Annotated in this window: 14 protein-coding genes; 5 read left to right on the plus strand and 9 right to left on the minus strand. The window is 72.3% G+C overall.

What is annotated here, in order from left to right; genetic code table 11:
- Nucleotides 1-5: 5 nt before the first annotated feature.
- The 7 genes from HJG45_RS06150 to HJG45_RS06180 form a co-directional block, all read right to left on the minus strand.
- Entirely contained in the window at nucleotides 6-287 is a 282-nt protein-coding gene (locus HJG45_RS06150) for a DUF2160 domain-containing protein (protein WP_171611194.1), read from the minus strand.
- Nucleotides 287-1,168, minus strand: a complete 882-nt coding sequence (locus HJG45_RS06155; protein WP_171611195.1) for a carbohydrate ABC transporter permease — start codon at nucleotides 1,166-1,168, stop codon at nucleotides 287-289. The genes HJG45_RS06150 and HJG45_RS06155 overlap by 1 nt, the downstream gene beginning before the upstream one ends.
- Nucleotides 1,165-2,076: a carbohydrate ABC transporter permease gene (locus HJG45_RS06160; RefSeq protein WP_171611196.1), complete on the minus strand. Its 912-nt coding sequence runs from the start codon at nucleotides 2,074-2,076 to the stop codon at nucleotides 1,165-1,167. Before HJG45_RS06160 ends, HJG45_RS06155 begins: the two co-directional genes overlap by 4 nt.
- 2 nt (nucleotides 2,077-2,078) lie before the next feature.
- On the minus strand, nucleotides 2,079-3,149 hold the full coding sequence (locus HJG45_RS06165) for an ABC transporter ATP-binding protein (RefSeq protein WP_171611197.1): 1,071 nt from the start codon (nucleotides 3,147-3,149) through the stop codon (nucleotides 2,079-2,081).
- The gene (locus tag HJG45_RS06170) at nucleotides 3,149-4,228 is read right to left on the minus strand and encodes an ABC transporter ATP-binding protein (RefSeq protein ID WP_171611198.1); all 1,080 of its coding nucleotides are present in this window, start codon (nucleotides 4,226-4,228) and stop codon (nucleotides 3,149-3,151) included. Before HJG45_RS06170 ends, HJG45_RS06165 begins: the two co-directional genes overlap by 1 nt.
- Nucleotides 4,225-5,757 (minus strand): glycerol-3-phosphate dehydrogenase, encoded by a 1,533-nt coding sequence (glpD, locus tag HJG45_RS06175; protein ID WP_171611199.1) that lies wholly within the window; start codon nucleotides 5,755-5,757, stop codon nucleotides 4,225-4,227. Before glpD ends, HJG45_RS06170 begins: the two co-directional genes overlap by 4 nt.
- Nucleotides 5,758-5,838: 81 nt before the next feature.
- The gene (locus HJG45_RS06180; RefSeq protein WP_408902011.1) at nucleotides 5,839-6,672 is read right to left on the minus strand and encodes a DeoR/GlpR family DNA-binding transcription regulator; all 834 of its coding nucleotides are present in this window, start codon (nucleotides 6,670-6,672) and stop codon (nucleotides 5,839-5,841) included.
- Between the two features lie 124 nt (nucleotides 6,673-6,796).
- Between HJG45_RS06180 and HJG45_RS06185 the strand changes: the two genes are divergently transcribed.
- A complete protein-coding gene (locus tag HJG45_RS06185) occupies nucleotides 6,797-7,240 on the plus strand; it encodes a nuclear transport factor 2 family protein (RefSeq protein WP_171611200.1) in 444 nt (147 codons plus the stop codon).
- Between the two features lie 224 nt (nucleotides 7,241-7,464).
- On the opposite strand, the gene HJG45_RS06190 is transcribed toward HJG45_RS06185, so the two are convergent.
- Nucleotides 7,465-7,776 (minus strand): HU family DNA-binding protein, encoded by a 312-nt coding sequence (locus HJG45_RS06190; RefSeq protein WP_171611201.1) that lies wholly within the window; start codon nucleotides 7,774-7,776, stop codon nucleotides 7,465-7,467.
- A 272-nt stretch (nucleotides 7,777-8,048) separates the two neighbouring features.
- Between HJG45_RS06190 and HJG45_RS06195 the strand changes: the two genes are divergently transcribed.
- The gene (locus HJG45_RS06195; protein ID WP_171611202.1) at nucleotides 8,049-9,125 is read left to right on the plus strand and encodes an AI-2E family transporter; all 1,077 of its coding nucleotides are present in this window, start codon (nucleotides 8,049-8,051) and stop codon (nucleotides 9,123-9,125) included.
- Between the two features lie 113 nt (nucleotides 9,126-9,238).
- Here the strand turns inward: HJG45_RS06195 and HJG45_RS06200 are convergent, their stop codons facing one another.
- Nucleotides 9,239-9,880, minus strand: a complete 642-nt coding sequence (locus HJG45_RS06200) for a DUF882 domain-containing protein (RefSeq protein WP_171611203.1) — start codon at nucleotides 9,878-9,880, stop codon at nucleotides 9,239-9,241.
- A 169-nt stretch (nucleotides 9,881-10,049) separates the two neighbouring features.
- On the opposite strand from HJG45_RS06200, the gene HJG45_RS06205 reads away from it, so the two are divergent.
- The 3 genes from HJG45_RS06205 to HJG45_RS06215 all read left to right on the plus strand — a co-directional run bounded on the left by HJG45_RS06205 (nucleotide 10,050) and on the right by HJG45_RS06215 (nucleotide 14,583).
- Entirely contained in the window at nucleotides 10,050-11,096 is a 1,047-nt protein-coding gene (locus HJG45_RS06205) for a glucose 1-dehydrogenase (RefSeq protein ID WP_171611204.1), read from the plus strand.
- Between the two features lie 141 nt (nucleotides 11,097-11,237).
- A complete protein-coding gene (locus HJG45_RS06210; RefSeq protein WP_171611205.1) occupies nucleotides 11,238-13,094 on the plus strand; it encodes a glycoside hydrolase family 15 protein in 1,857 nt (618 codons plus the stop codon).
- A gap of 352 nt (nucleotides 13,095-13,446) precedes the next feature.
- On the plus strand, nucleotides 13,447-14,583 hold the full coding sequence (locus HJG45_RS06215) for a DNA topoisomerase IB (protein WP_171611206.1): 1,137 nt from the start codon (nucleotides 13,447-13,449) through the stop codon (nucleotides 14,581-14,583).
- The last annotated feature ends 13 nt before the right edge of the window (nucleotides 14,584-14,596 follow it).

Genomic DNA, 14,596 nt, shown 5'->3' on the forward strand with positions numbered 1-14,596 from the left:
CCAGGTCAGGCCCAGCGGAACATCGCCGCGCCGTAGATCAGGGAGACGAGGCTCGCGCCCCAGAGCGGCGCCTCGCCGGCGAGCGCCAGCCAGGCGAGATGGATGAAGGCGGCGCCGAGCAAGGTCAGGAACAGCCGGTCGCCGCGCGTGGTCGGCAGGCCGAGGATGCCGACGCGCTCGGTCTCCGGCCGCAGGATGGCGAGCGCAGTCATCGCCGCCAGGGTGGCGAAGAGCAGCGCGAAGAACAGCGCCGTCTCCGAGGTCCAGGCCATCCAGTCGAGCGCCATCAGACCCTGCCCAGCGCGAAGCCGCGCGCGATGTGGTTGCGGACGAACCAGATGACGACGATGCCGGGGAGGATGGTGAGCACCCCCGCCGCGGCGAGCAGGCCCCAGTCCATCCCGGCGGCGGAGACGGTGCGCGTCATGGTGGCGACGATCGGCTTGGCGTTCACCGTCGTCAGGGTCCGCGCCAGCAGCAGTTCCACCCAGGAGAACATGAAGCAGAAGAAGGCGGCGACGCCGATGCCGCCCGCGACCAGCGGCATGAAGATCCGCACGAAGAAGGCCGGGAAGGACCAGCCGTCGATCGCCGCCATCTCGTCGATCTCGCGCGGCACGCCGGACATGAAGCCTTCCAGGATCCAGACCGCCAGCGGGACATTGAAGACGCAATGCGCCAGCGCCACCGCCCAGGGCGTGTCGAACAGCCCGACCGCGCTGTAGAGCTGGAAGAAGGGCAGCGCGAAGACCGCGGGCGGCGCCATGCGGTTGGAGAGCAGCCAGAAGAACAGGTGCTTGTCGCCGAGGAAGCGGTAGCGGCTGAAGGCATAGGCGGCCGGCAGCGCCACGGCGAGCGAGATCGCCATGTTCAGCAGCACGTAGGTCAGGCTATTGATGTAGCCGCCGTACCAGGAGCTGTCGGTGAAGATGCGGCGGTAGTTCTCCAGCGTCGGGTTCTGCGGCCAGAGGGTCATGCCGCCGCTGATCTCGAAATTGGTCTTCAGGCTCATGTTGACGAGCCAGTAGATCGGCACCAGCAGAAACAGCAGGTAGAGGCCGAGCCCGATCCGCGGCAACAGGGCCCGCGCCGCCCCCGCCCGCGGCGCCGCCCCGGCGCGGGGCCGCGCCGCCGGCCTGGCCAGCGCCCCCGGCTGCGCCGCGCTCATCGCCCCGCCCCTTGCGCCGTCCCCTGGACCGCCTCGCTCTGGCCACGCGTGGTGGTGGCGAAGAACACCCAGCAGACCGTCAGGATGATCAGGTTGTAGACGATCGACATGGCCGCCGCCTTGCCGAGGTCGAACTGGCCGAGCGCGAGCTTGACGAGGTCGATCGAGAGGAAGGTCGTCGCATTGCCCGGCCCGCCGCCCGTCACCACGAAGGGCTCGGTGTAGATCATGAAGCTGTCCATGAAGCGGAGCAGCACGGCGATGGTCAGGACCCGCCGCAGCTTCGGCAGCTGGATGGCGCGGAACACCGCCCAGGCGCCGGCGCCGTCCACCTTGGCCGCCTGGTAATAGGCGTCGGGGATGGCGCGCAGCCCGGCATAGCAGAGCAGCACGACCAGCGAGGTCCAGTGCCAGACATCCATCGCCACCACCGTCACCCAGGCGGCGAGCGGGTCCTGCGCGTAGTTGTAGTCGATGCCGAGCCCGTTCACCGCGGCGCCGAGCAGCCCGATGTCGCGCCGCGCGAAGACCTGCCAGATGGTGCCGACCACGTTCCAGGGGATGAGCAGCGGCAGGGCGAGCACCACCAGCGAGACGGCGACGCCCCAGCCCCGGCGCGGCAGGGTGAGCGCGACGGCGATGCCGAGCGGGATCTCGATCAGCAGGCAGAGGGCGCTGAACAGCAGCGTGCGCCACAACGCGTCGAAGAAGCGGCCGCCGAGCTCGGTGGCGGGATCGAGCAATTCCCGGAACCAGCCGGTGCCGTTCCAGAAGAACTGGTTGTTCCCGAAGCTGTCCTGCACCGAGTAGTTGACCACGGTCATCATCGGGATGAGGGCGGAGAAGGCGACCAGCAGCAGCACCGGCAGCACCAGCACCCAGGCGCGGTCGTCGCGCGGCTTCGCCATGCTCAGCCCTCCCCCACGGTCAGCCGGCCATCGGCATAGACATGCAGCCGCGCCGGATCGAGCGCGACGCGCGGCTCGGACGGCACCGGCATCCCCTCGGGCAGCGTCGCCGCGAAGGGCTGCCCGGCGAGGTCGAGCCGCGCGATGCGGCGCCGGCCGAGATCCTCCACCCGCTGCAGCCGCGCCGGCAGGCCCGCCTGCGACCCCGCCGGGGCAAGACTGGCGAATTCCGGCCGGATGCCCAGCTCGACGCGGCCCTGCAGCACCGGATAGGCCCGCGGCAGGGCGATGCGCTCGCCGCCCGGCAGCAGCGCCGCGTCGCCGATCACCGTGCAGGGCAGGAAATTCATGCCCGGGCTGCCGATGAAATGCCCGACGAAGCGGTGCGACGGCCGGTCGAACAGCGCCTCCGGCGTGCCGATCTGCAGCACCTCGCCCTCGCTCATCACCACCACCCGGTCGGCGAAGGTCAGCGCCTCGGTCTGGTCATGGGTGACGTAGATCATCGTCACCGGCACCTGCCGGTGCAGCTCCTTCAGCCGCGAGCGCAGCTCCCATTTCAGGTGCGGGTCGATGACGGTCAGCGGCTCGTCGAACAGGATGGCGGCGACGTCGTCCCGCACCAGGCCGCGGCCGAGGGAGATCTTCTGCTTCTCGTCGGCGCCGAGGTTGCGCGCCCGCCGGTCGAGGTCGCGGGCGAGGCCGAGCAGCCCGGCCACATGCTCCACCCGCGCCCGCGCCGCCACCGCCGGCACGCCGCGGTTGCGCAGCGGAAAGGCGAGATTCTCCCGCACCGTCATGGTGTCGTAGACCACCGGGAACTGGAAGACCTGCGCGACATTGCGTCGCTCGGTCGGCAGGGCGGTGACGTCGATGCCGTCGAAGAGCACGCGCCCGGCGCTCGGATGGATCAGGCCGGAGACGATGTTGAGCAGGGTCGTCTTGCCGCAACCCGAGGGGCCAAGCAGCGCATAGGCGCCGGCATCCTCCCAGACCATGTCCATCGGCTTCAGCGCATAGCCGCCGCCCCCGGCATAGGCATGCGCCAGCCTGTCGAAGGCGATGCGCGCCATCAGGCCGCCTCCGCCAGCGCCGCGACGGCGGCGAGCCGGCCGTCGCCGCCGAAGACCAGGCAGCGCCGCGGGTCGAGCCAGACGGTCGCCGCCGCGCCCGGCTCGGGCCGCCGGATGCCGGGCGCGAGCACCACCCAGGCGAGGCCACCGACATCGAGATGCACGTAGCTCTCGGAGCCGGTGACCTCGGCGACCCGCACCGTCGCCGGCAGCGCCACCGCGCCGGGAAGCGGCTCGAGGGAGAGCTGATGCGCGCGGATGCCGATGGTGCAGGGCCCCGCCGGCAGGTCCGGCGCCGGCGCCGGGATTGCGGCGCCAGCGCCGAAGAGCAGCCGTCCCTCCTGCAGCCGCGCCGGCGCCTCGTTCAGCGGCGGGTCGGAGAAGACGCGGGCGGTGGCGAGGTCGGCGGGGCGGCGGAACACCGACCCGGCCGGGCCGAATTGCGTGACCCGTCCCTCGGAGAGGGTGGCGGCATGGCCGCCGAGCAGCAGCGCCTCGGCCGGCTCGGTCGTCGCATAGACGAAGACGCTGCCGCTCTCGGCGAAGAGCCGCGGCAGCTCCTCCCGCAATTCCTCGCGCAGCTTGTAGTCGAGATTGGCCAGCGGCTCGTCCATCAGCACCAGCGCCGCCCGGCGGACCAGCGCCCGGGCGATCGCCGTGCGCTGCTGCTGCCCGCCGGACAGGGCCAGCGGCCGGCGGTCGAGATAGGGGTCGAGCCGCAGCAGCCGCGCCGCCTCCTGCACCCGCGCCTCGATCTCCGCCCGAGGCAGCCGGGCGACGCGCAGCGGCGCGGCGATGTTCTCGAAGACGGTGAAGGAGGGGTAATTGATGAATTGCTGGTAGACCATGGCGACGCTGCGCCGGCGCGGCGGCAGCCCGGTCACGTCGCGGCCGCGGTCGAGCAGCCGGCCCTCGCTCGGCCGGTCGAGGCCGGCCAGCAGCCGCAGCAGCGTGGTCTTGCCGGCGCCGGTCGGGCCGAGCAGCACGTTCGGCCGGCCGGCCGCGAGCTCGAGGCTGACCGGATGCAGCACCGCCTGGTAGCCGGCGGCAAGGCCGAGCCCCTCCAGCAGGATGCTCATTCCGCCGCCCTCCCCGCGCGCTCCGCGGCGCCGGCCAGGTAGCCCGCCAGCGCCGCCTGCCCGGCCGCGTCGATCCTGAGGCCCAGCTTGCTCCGCCGCCAGAGCAGATCGGCCGGTTCGCGCACCCATTCCTCGCGCATCTGCCAGGCGACCTCGCGCTCGGTCAGCCCGGCGCCGAAATCCCGGCCCAGCGCCGCCATGCTGCGCGCCTCGCCCAGCACCGCGTCGGCGCGCGTGCCGTATTGCCGCACCAGCCGGCGGGCCAGGGCCGGGGCGAGGAAGGGGTAGCGCGCGCGCAGATCGGCGACGAGCCGCGGCGCGCCGTCCCAGGGAAAATCGCCGCCGGGCAGCGCCGCGCCCGCCGTCCAGGGCGCGCCGAGGCCGGGGAGATGCGGCGCCAGCCGGGCCATCGCCGCCTCCGCCAGCCGGCGATAGGTGGTGATCTTGCCGCCGAAGACCGAGAGCAGCGGCGCCCCACCCTCCGGCGCGTCGAGGGTCAGGACATAGTCCCGCGTCGCCTCCTGCGCCCGGCTCGCCCCGTCGTCGTAGAGCGGCCGCACCCCGGCATAGCTCCAGACCACATCGGCCGGCGTCACCGCCTGGCGGAAATAGTCGCTGACGGCGCGGCAGAGATAGGCGGTCTCGCCCTCCGAGATCGCCACGCCGGCGGGGTCGCCGGCGAATTCCTCGTCGGTGGTGCCGATGAGGGTGAAGTCTTCCTCGTAGGGGATGGCGAAGCAGATGCGGCCATCGGCATTCTGGAAGATGTAGCAGCGGTCATGGCCGTAGAGCCGGCGGGTGACGATGTGGCTGCCCTTGACCAGCCGCACCCGCGCCGGTGCGTTCTGCCCGGCGGCGCCGAGCATCTCGCCCACCCAGGGGCCGGCGGCATTGACCAGGGCGCGCGCCGTCACCTCCCGCGTCGCGCCGTTCGCCTCGTCGCGCAGGGTCGCCCGCCAGAGCCCGTCCTCGCGCCGGGCGGCGAGGCAGCGCATGCGGGTCAGCACCGTCGCGCCGCGATCGGCGGCGTCGCGCGCGTTCAGCACGACGAGCCGCGCATCCTCGACCCAGCAATCGGAATATTCGAAGCCGCGGCGGTATTGCGGCTGCAGCGGCGCGCCGGCCGGGTCGCGCCGCAGGTCGAGCGTGCGGGTCGGCGGCAGGATGCGCCGCCCGCCCAGATGGTCGTAGAGGAAGAGGCCGAGCCGCAGCACCGGCCAGGGCCGCAGCCCCTTGTGGTGCGGCAGCACGAAGCGCAGCGGCCAGACGATGTGCGGCGCCGCCCGCAGCAGCACCTCGCGCTCGATCAGCGCCTCCCGCACCAGGCGGAACTCCCGGTGCTCGAGATAGCGCAGCCCGCCATGGATCAGCTTGGTGGAGGCGGAGGAGGTGGCGCCGGCGAGGTCGCCCTTCTCGACCAGGGTGACGGCGAGGCCGCGCCCGGCCGCGTCGCGGGCGATGCCGCAGCCATTCACCCCGCCGCCGATGACGAGGAGATCCTGGACCTGGCCGTTGCCCGCTGCCGACACGCTGTGTTCCCTGGACGCGGTCGCGAGCTTGCCGAAGCCGAAACGCAAGGACAAGCGAAAATTTCGCGCCCCAACCGCGCCTCAGAGGGTTTCGATTTCAGGCATTTCGCTTTCGTCTGCCGCGTCCAGCTCCGGCCCGGCAATGTCCAGCCGGGTGCCGGCCTCGCGGCAGGCGGCGGTGAAGCGGGGCGGCGGCGGCCGGTCGGTCACCACCCCGTGGAGCTGCGCCACATGGCCGATGCGGACCGGCGCGGAGCGCTCGAACTTGCCGGCATCGGCGACCAGGATCGCCTGCCGCGCATTGCCGAGGATGGCGCGCGCCACCCGCACCTCGCGGTAGTCGAAGTCGAGCAGGCTGCCATCCTCGTCGAGGGCGGAGGCGCCGATCACCGCGAAATCCAGCTTGAACTGCGAGACGAGGTCGACCGTCGCCTCGCCGACGATGCCGCCATCGGCCCGCCGCACCGGCCCGCCGGCCACCACCACCTCCACCCCCGGACTCGGCAGCAGGATGGAGACGACATGGATGTTGTTGGTGACGACGAGCAGGTTGCGGTGATGCACCAGGGCGCGCGCCACCTCCTCCGTCGTCGTGCCGATATTGATGAAGAGGCTCGATCCGTCCGGGATCAGGGCGGCGCAGCGGACGGCGATGCGGCGCTTCTCGGCATGCGCCAGGGCGCGGCGGGCGGCGTAGCCGAGATTCTCGACGCCCGAGGCGAGCATCGCCCCGCCATGCTGGCGCGCCAGCAGGCGGCGGTCGCAGAGGGTGTTGAGATCCTTGCGGATGGTCTGCGGGCTGACGCCGAAGCGGCCGGCCAGCTCCTCGACCTGCACCCGGCCGGCCTCCCGCGCCAGGGTGAGGATGGTGTGCTGGCGCTCGGTCAGCGCCTCGAGCGGCAGGGTCGGTTCCACCCGGTCACCATGCCGCGCCCGGTCGCCGCGGGGAAGGGCGGGGCGGTAGGCCGTTCAAAACCCGGCGCAGCCGCGATAGGCTCGCGGCGCCGCGTCGCAAGACGCGCCAAGGGAGAGAAACGCCATGAACCCCGCACGCCGCCACCTCGCCATGGCGGGCGCCGCCATGCTGCTGCTGCCTGGCCTCGCGCACGCCCAATCCGACGAGCAGGCGCAGGTCGCCAAGGCCGTTGATGCCCTGACCAAGGCGATGATCGCCGTCGACAAGCCGCAGCTCGAGGCGCTGACCGCCGAAGGGCTCAGCTACGGCCATTCCGCCGGCCGGATCGAGACCAAGAAGCAGTTCATCGACTACCTGGTCAGCCGCGAGAGCGCCTTCCGGACGATCGAGCTGAGCGACCAGACGATTTCCATCGTCAGTGACGAGGCCATCGTCCGCCACCTCTTCACCGGCGAGACGGTCAGCCCGGCCGGCAAGGTCACGCCGGTGAAGATCGGCGTGCTGCAGGTCTGGACCAAGGAAGGCGGCAACTGGAAGCTGCTGGCGCGCCAAGCCTACCGGCTCTGAGAATTCCCCCGCGACGCCGCTTCGCGTCGCCGCAGGGGCCCTGTGCTTCGCTTCAGGGTCGAGGCGCGTGACGCCTCGCCGCAGCCAGGCCGCGGCAGGGCAACGGGCGTCAGCCCAACGCCCTCACACGCCGGACGCAAACCTCCGGTCTCCCTGGCGTCGCGCCATAAGTCGCAGGCCCCGTTCGGGGGCCTCGGACCGGCCGAGGGACCGGTCCGTTGGGATCAGGCCTTCGCGGCCTTCCGCTTCGCCTTCTTCATGCCGGCCAGCGCCGCTTCCTTCAGCGAGGGGCTGGCCTTGAAGCGGACCGTCGCGCCGGCCTTCACCGGCACCTTCTCGCCGGTCCGCGGATTCATGGCCGTGCGCTTCGGCGTCTCGCGCACGACGAAGGAGCCGAAATCCGGCAGGGTGAAGCGGCCGGTGCCGGTGATCTCGGTCTTGATTGCCTCGATGATGTCGGTGGCCAGCCGGTTCGCCGCGACGGCCGGCATCTCGGTGGACTGGACGATGACGTCGGTCAGGAACTTCTTCGACATGCTCGGGACTCCCTGCGAGTCCTCGCGTCATAGCGAGAAGATCGCGCGGCGTCAGTCATCTCATTGCGTCTGGCGTGCAAGAACCCGCCGCCGGGCGCCTGTGAGGGGAGCGACTCGATCAAATCCGCGCTGTCGAGCGGCCTTTCCCCTGCCTCTCCCCTGGCCCGCCGCGGCCTTGACCGGGTCCTCGGAGGCCACGAGTCGCCAGGTCCGGCCGCGACTCGACGGGCAGGGCCAGCCCGCCTAGGCCGCCGGCCACCAGGAGACTCCGCATGCCCGCCGATCCCGCCCAGCCCCCGACCGGCCTCGTCGCCGGCGGCCCCGCCCTCGCACGCGCCGCGCTGGTGGCCGGGCTCGTCCTGCTCGGGCTCTGGACCCTGCACGGCTTCCTGCCGGCCCTCGCCTGGGCGGTGATCCTGGCCATCGCCGCCTGGCCGGCCTTCGAGCGCGCCGGCCGGCGCTGGCCGGGACAGCGCCGGCTCGTCCTGCCGATCCTCTTCACCACCGCCCTCGCGCTGCTTTTTCTGCTGCCCCTCGCCCTGCTGGCGGTGCAGGCCGGGCGGGAGGCGGGCGGGCTGCTGCACTGGCTGCAGGAGGCGCAGCGCAGCGGGCTGCCGCCGCCGGACTGGCTGGCCAACCTCCCCCTCGGCGGCGCCCAGCTCCGCCACTGGTGGCAGGAGAACCTCGCCGATCCCGATTCGCTGGCGGAGCTGCTGGCGCGCCTCAACCAGTCCCAGGTGATCGGCATGGGCCGCGAGCTCGGCGTCAGCCTGCTGCACCGGGTGATCCTCTTCGCCTTCACGATCCTGACGCTGTTCTTCCTGTTCCGCGACGGCACGGCGCTGACCGCCCAGGCGCTGCGGGCCAGCGCCCGCGGCTTCGGGCCGACCGGCGAGCGGGTGGCGCGGCAGATGGTCGCCTCGGTGCATGGGACGGTGGACGGGCTGGTGCTGGTTGGGCTCGGCGAAGGGCTGCTGCTCGGCATCGCCTATGCCCTGGCCGGCGTGCCGCACCCGACCCTGCTCGGCGCCGTCACCGGCCTCGCCGCCATCATCCCCTTCGCCGCGCCCATCGTCTTCGGCGGGGCGGCGCTGGTCCTGGCCGCGCAGGGCGCCGCGACGGCCGGGCTGGCGGTGTTCCTGTTCGGCCTCGCGGTGGTCTTCGTCGCCGACCATGCGGTGCGGCCGGCGCTGATCGGCGGCGCCACCCGCCTGCCCTTCCTGCTGGTGCTGCTCGGCATCCTGGGCGGCGTGGAGAGCTGGGGCCTGCTCGGCCTCTTCCTCGGCCCGGCGCTGATGGCCGCCCTCGCCCTGCTCTGGCAGGAATGGACCGCGCCGCGGCCGGGCTGAGGCCCGGCCGAGAGGTCTTGGAGGGAAGGCCCGCCTGCGGGACCGCATGGGGGCGCCCCGTTCGGAGCCTCGGACCGGTCGAAGGCCGGTCCGCCGGCATCGCGCCGCCGGCGCTACTTCAGCCGGGTCTTGGCCCAGGCTTCGGCGAGGCGGGAGACCGGGTCGAAGGTGAGGTCGAGGCGCCGCCGCGGCCCGCCGGCGGCGACCGGCAGGGTCTGCAACTCGGCTGGCACGTCGCCCCAGCGCCGCACCGGGCCACTGTCCACATGCACGAAGCCGCGGCTGCCATAGATGCCGACGCCGCCGCGGCCGAGGCGGATCGCCTGCTCGCCGAAACCGGCCAGGCGTTCCGGCGCCAGCATCACGTCGAGCGCCCCGGCCCGCAGGTGCTGGCTGTCCCCGGCGCCATGCACCGCGTAGTTGGTCGCCGGCGTGCGGTAGCCCGAGAGGATGATGATCTCGCCGGCCAGGCCGGCCCGCTGCGCCACCTCCCAGAGGATCTCGATCGCCGCCGGGTCGAAGGGCATGACCGCCCCGGTGCGGGTATCGGCCAGGACCTCGGACAGCTCGGACATCGCGCGCGGATCGGCGGCGCGGCCATCGTGCCACACGCCGGCGAAGCGCGAGTTGTTCGCCGCGTGCCGGATGGCGATGCGCCGCGGCGACACCGCCGGCCGGCGCGGCGCGGCGCGTGCGACGCTGGGGAGGATGGCGATCGCGGCTGGCGCCGCGAGGCACAGGCTTCGGCGTCTCATGATGGCACTCGTAGGCGACTGCGACGGCAGCGGGAACCCCGCCTGACCACCATTTGCCCGAGTCCGGGCGATTCCGTCCCACATGAACCGCATGTGAATTGAACGGCATGAGGGTGAACGTCCGCGGATTGCATGGCGTTGAGGCCGCTTCGCGGGTGTGGAGTGCGTCATGCGAGCTTTGACGGTCATCCCCGGGCGGGCCGGCTCCGCCGCGGTCGTCGAGGTGCCGGAACCCTCCCTGGAGGATGGCCCGATCCTGGTCCGGACCCATGCGGTCGGGGTCTGCGGCACGGATGAGGAGATCGTCTCCGGCACCTATGGCTGGGCGCCGGAGGGCGAGGAGCGGCTGATCATCGGCCACGAATCTCTCGGCGAGGTGCTGGAGGCGCCGGCGGGCAGCGGCTTCAAGCCGGGCGACCTGGTGGCCGGGGTGGTCCGGCGGCCCGACCCGGTGCCCTGCCTCGCCTGCGGCGTCGGCGAGTGGGACATGTGCCGCAACGGCCGCTACACCGAGCGCGGCATCAAGCAGCGGCACGGCTTCGCCTCGGAGCGGTTCCGGATCGAGCCGAATTTCCTGGTGCCGATCGATCCCGGCCTCGGCCTGCACGGGGTGCTGATGGAGCCGGCGAGCATCCTCGCCAAGGCCTGGGAGCATGTGGAGCGCATCGGCCAGCGCGCCCGCTGGGCGCCGCGCAGCGTACTGGTCACCGGCGTCGGGCCGATCGGGCTGCTCGCCGCGATGATGGGCCAGCAGCGCGGCCTCGAGGTGCATGTGCTGGCGCGCAGCCCGGACGGGCCGCGGCCGCGCCTCGCCCGGGCGCTCGGCGCCACCTACCATGCCGGCGAGGTCACCGACCTGCCGTTCCACCCGGATGTCGTCATCGAATGCACCGGCGCGCCGGAGGTGGTGGTGGCGGCGATGCAGCAGATCGCGCCGGCCGGCATCTGCTGCCTGGCCGGGATCTCCTCCGGCGCCCGGCGGATCTGCTTCGACGGCGGCACGGCGGAACGGCAGATGGTGCTCGGCAACGAGGTGCTGTTCGGCTCGGTCAACGCCAACATGCGGCATTTCCGCGCCGCCGCCGAGGCGCTGGCCCGCGCCGACCGCGGCTGGCTCGGGCAGCTGGTGACCCGGCGCGAGCCACTCGATCGCTGGCAATCGGCGCTGCAGCGGCAGAAGGACGACATCAAGACCGTGATCGACTTCACCCTCTGATACCGATCCGCATCAATGCGGGTGCATTTCCATGGCCTCAGTCGCCGGCGCCGCCTCCGGCGGCCTGGCTTCGCGCCACTCGGCGCGGCGCTCAGCCGGCCGCGCCGATCATAGGCCGAACTCTCTGCGGGACAGGATGGGATGGCGCTCAGCATCGAGGATTACGCGGTCATCGGCAACCGCGAGACGATGGCGCTGGTCGGACGCGACGGCAGCATCGACTGGCTGTGCCTGCCGCGCTTCGACAGCCCGGCCTGCTTCGCCGCCCTGCTGGGGACAGCGGAGAACGGGCGCTGGCGCATCGCCCCCTCTACCCATGGCGCCCGGGTGACGCGCCGCTACCGGCCCGGCACCATGGTGCTGGAGACGCGCTTCGAATGCCCCGGCGGCGCCGTCACGGTCATCGACTGCATGCATCGCCGGGACGGCTGCAGCGACATCGTGCGGGTGGTGCGCGGCGAGCATGGCCATATGGCGATGCGCAGCGACCTGGCGATGCGCTTCGACTACGGCCGCGACATCCCCTGGGTGTCGCGGCTCGAGGACGGGCGGCTGCAGGCCATCGCCGGGCCGGACCGGCTGCTGCTCGACACCTCGGTCCCGCTCAAGGGCGAGCGGATGACGACGGTGACGCGCTTCGATGTCGCGGCCGGGCAGAGCATCGCCTTCCTCCTCACCTGGAACCCGTCCTACCGGCCCTTGCCGGAGCGGCTCTCGGCCGAGGACATCCTCACCGCCGAGACACGGGAGTGGCAGGCCTGGTCGGCGCGCAGCCGCACCACCGGGCCCTGGGCGGAGGCGGTGGACCGCTCGCTCATCACCCTGCGCGGCCTGGCGCATCACGAGACCGGCGGCATCGTCGCCGCCGCCACCACCTCGCTGCCCGAGAAGCTCAAGGGGTCGCGCAACTGGGACTATCGCTTCTGCTGGCTGCGGGACGCGACGCTGACGCTGCTGGCGCTCATGGCCGGCGACTATGTCGAGGAGGCCACGGCCTGGCGCGAATGGCTGCTGCGGGCGGTGGCCGGCAGCCCCGACAAGCTGCAGATCATGTACGGCCTCGCCGGCGAGCGGCGCCTCGACGAATGGGAGGTGCCCTGGCTCTCCGGCTATCAGGGGGCACGCCCGGTCCGCATCGGCAACGCCGCCTCCGGCCAGATGCAGCTCGACGTCTTCGGCGAGCTGCTCGACGCCATGCACCATGCCCGCCGCGCCGGCATCCCGCCGAGCGACGCGGCCTGGAACCTGGAGCGGACGCTCGCCAACCGGCTGATCGAGATCTGGCACCAGCCGGATGAGGGGATCTGGGAGATCCGCGGCCCGCGCCGGCACTTCACCCATTCCAAGGTGATGGCCTGGGTGGCGATCGACCGCTGCGTGCAGGCGATCGAGAGCTTCGGACTGCCCGGGCCGCTCGAGGAATGGCGCGCCGTGCGCGCGCGCATCCACCACGATGTCTGCAGCCGCGGCTTCGACCCGGCGCGGGGCAGCTTCGTGCAGGCCTACGGCTCGTCGCATCTCGATGCCAGCCTGCTGATGATCCCGCTGGTCGGCTTCCTGCCGCCGGAGGATCCGCGCGTCCGCGGCACGGTCGAGGCGATCGAGCGCGAGCTCATGACGGATGGCTTCGTGCGGCGCTACGACACCGGCTCGGATGTCGACGGCCTGCCGCCCGGCGAGGGCGCCTTCCTCGCCTGCAGCTTCTGGCTGGCGGATAATTACGTGATGATCGGCCGGCGACCGGAGGCGCGGCGGATGTTCGAGCGCCTGCTGGCGCTGCGCAACGATGTCGGGCTGCTGGCCGAGGAATACGACCCGAAGGCGCAGCGCCAGGTCGGCAACTTCCCGCAGGCCTTCTCGCATATCGCGCTGGTCAGCACCGCCGGCAACCTGACCCGGTCGGAAAAGCCGGCCGAGCAGCGATCCGGCCACCAGGCGGCCGCGCCGGACGCGCCGCCGACGGATCGGAACGAGCGGCTCGTCCCGGCGGTCAGGTAACTCCCCGCAAGACCGCTGCGCGGCTTTGCGGGGGCCCCATGGAATCCCCTCCTGCCCAAAGGGTGTCACAGCCTGCCGCGGCGAAGCCGCGACAGGGCAGCGGGCAGCGATGGTTCCGATAGGCGCTCCGCCGCCAGCGGACCGGCCGCCTGACCGATCCTGGAGCGTGATCGCTCGAGGTAGACTCACTGAAAAGCGTCAATCACGCGATCAAACAACGGCCTGGACCAGGCCTGACAGACTTGGAGTTCTGGCCACCACCGTCGCAACGGTGAAGCCTGTGCCCGCCCCGGCGGAGGAACCGCCCGGGCAGGGCCGGGTTGAAGCCTGGCCCCTCGACGATCAGGCCCGCATGCCCGCCGATCCCGTCCCGACCCATGCCCAGGATGCCCGCCAGGCGGCCCGCGCCGCCGCGCTGCGCTACGTCTCGGACGAGGCGCCCGGTATCGGCCGGCGCCGCCACGGTGCGCATTTCCGCTACCGCGCGCCGGATGGCGGCACGCTCACCGACCGGGCGACGCTGCGGCGGATCAAGGCGCTCGCCATCCCGCCTGCCTGGACCGAGGTCTGGATCTGTCCCTTCGAGAACGGCCATATCCAGGCGACCGGCCGGGACGAGCGGGGCCGCAAGCAGTATCGCTACCATCCGCGCTGGCGGGAAACGCGGGACGCCGCCAAGTTCGGCCGCATGGTGGGCTTCGCCCGGCTGCTGCCGCGCATCCGCGAGCGGGTGGCGGCCGATCTCCGGCGCCCCGGCCTGCCGCGCGAGAAGGTGCTGGCGACAGTGGTGCGCCTGCTCGAGACCACGCTCATCCGCGTCGGCAACGACGACTACGCCCGGCAGAACGGCAGCTACGGCCTCACCACCCTGCGCAACCGGCATGTCGCGGTGGAGGGCGACAGCCTCCGCTTCCTCTTCAAGGGCAAGAGCGGCAAGACCTGGAAACTGCAGGTGAGCGACCGCCGCCTCGCCCGCATCCTGCGCGAGTGCCAGGAGCTGCCCGGGCAGGAGCTGTTCCAGTATCTCGACGCCGAGGGTGCGCGCCACGGCATCGATTCCGGCGACGTGAACGACTATCTGCGCGACATCGCCGGCGAGGAGGTGACGGCCAAGGATTTCCGCACCTGGGCCGGCACGGTGCTCGCCGCCCTCGCCCTGCACGAGTTCGAGCGCGTGGACAGCCAGGCCGCCGCCAAGCGCAACGTGAAGCAGGCGATCGAGCAGGTCGCCGCCCGGCTCGGCAACACGCCCACCATCTGCCGCAAGTGCTACGTGCATCCCGGCCTGCTCGACCTCTACATGGATGGCGGGCTGGCGCTGCGGCTGAAGCGGGAGGCGGAGGAGAAGCTGCGCGAGGATGCCGCCGGGCTGCGGCCGGAGGAGACGGCGGTGCTCGGCCTGCTCATCGGCAAGCTCGCCCGCGCGACGCGGTCCTCGCCCCGCATCGTCCGCGCGGCGAAGGCGCAGGCCTCCGCCGTCCCAGCCTGACAACCTGACAACC

Source organism: Roseicella sp. DB1501, assembly GCF_013112485.1.
Lineage (GTDB): Bacteria > Pseudomonadota > Alphaproteobacteria > Acetobacterales > Acetobacteraceae > Paracraurococcus.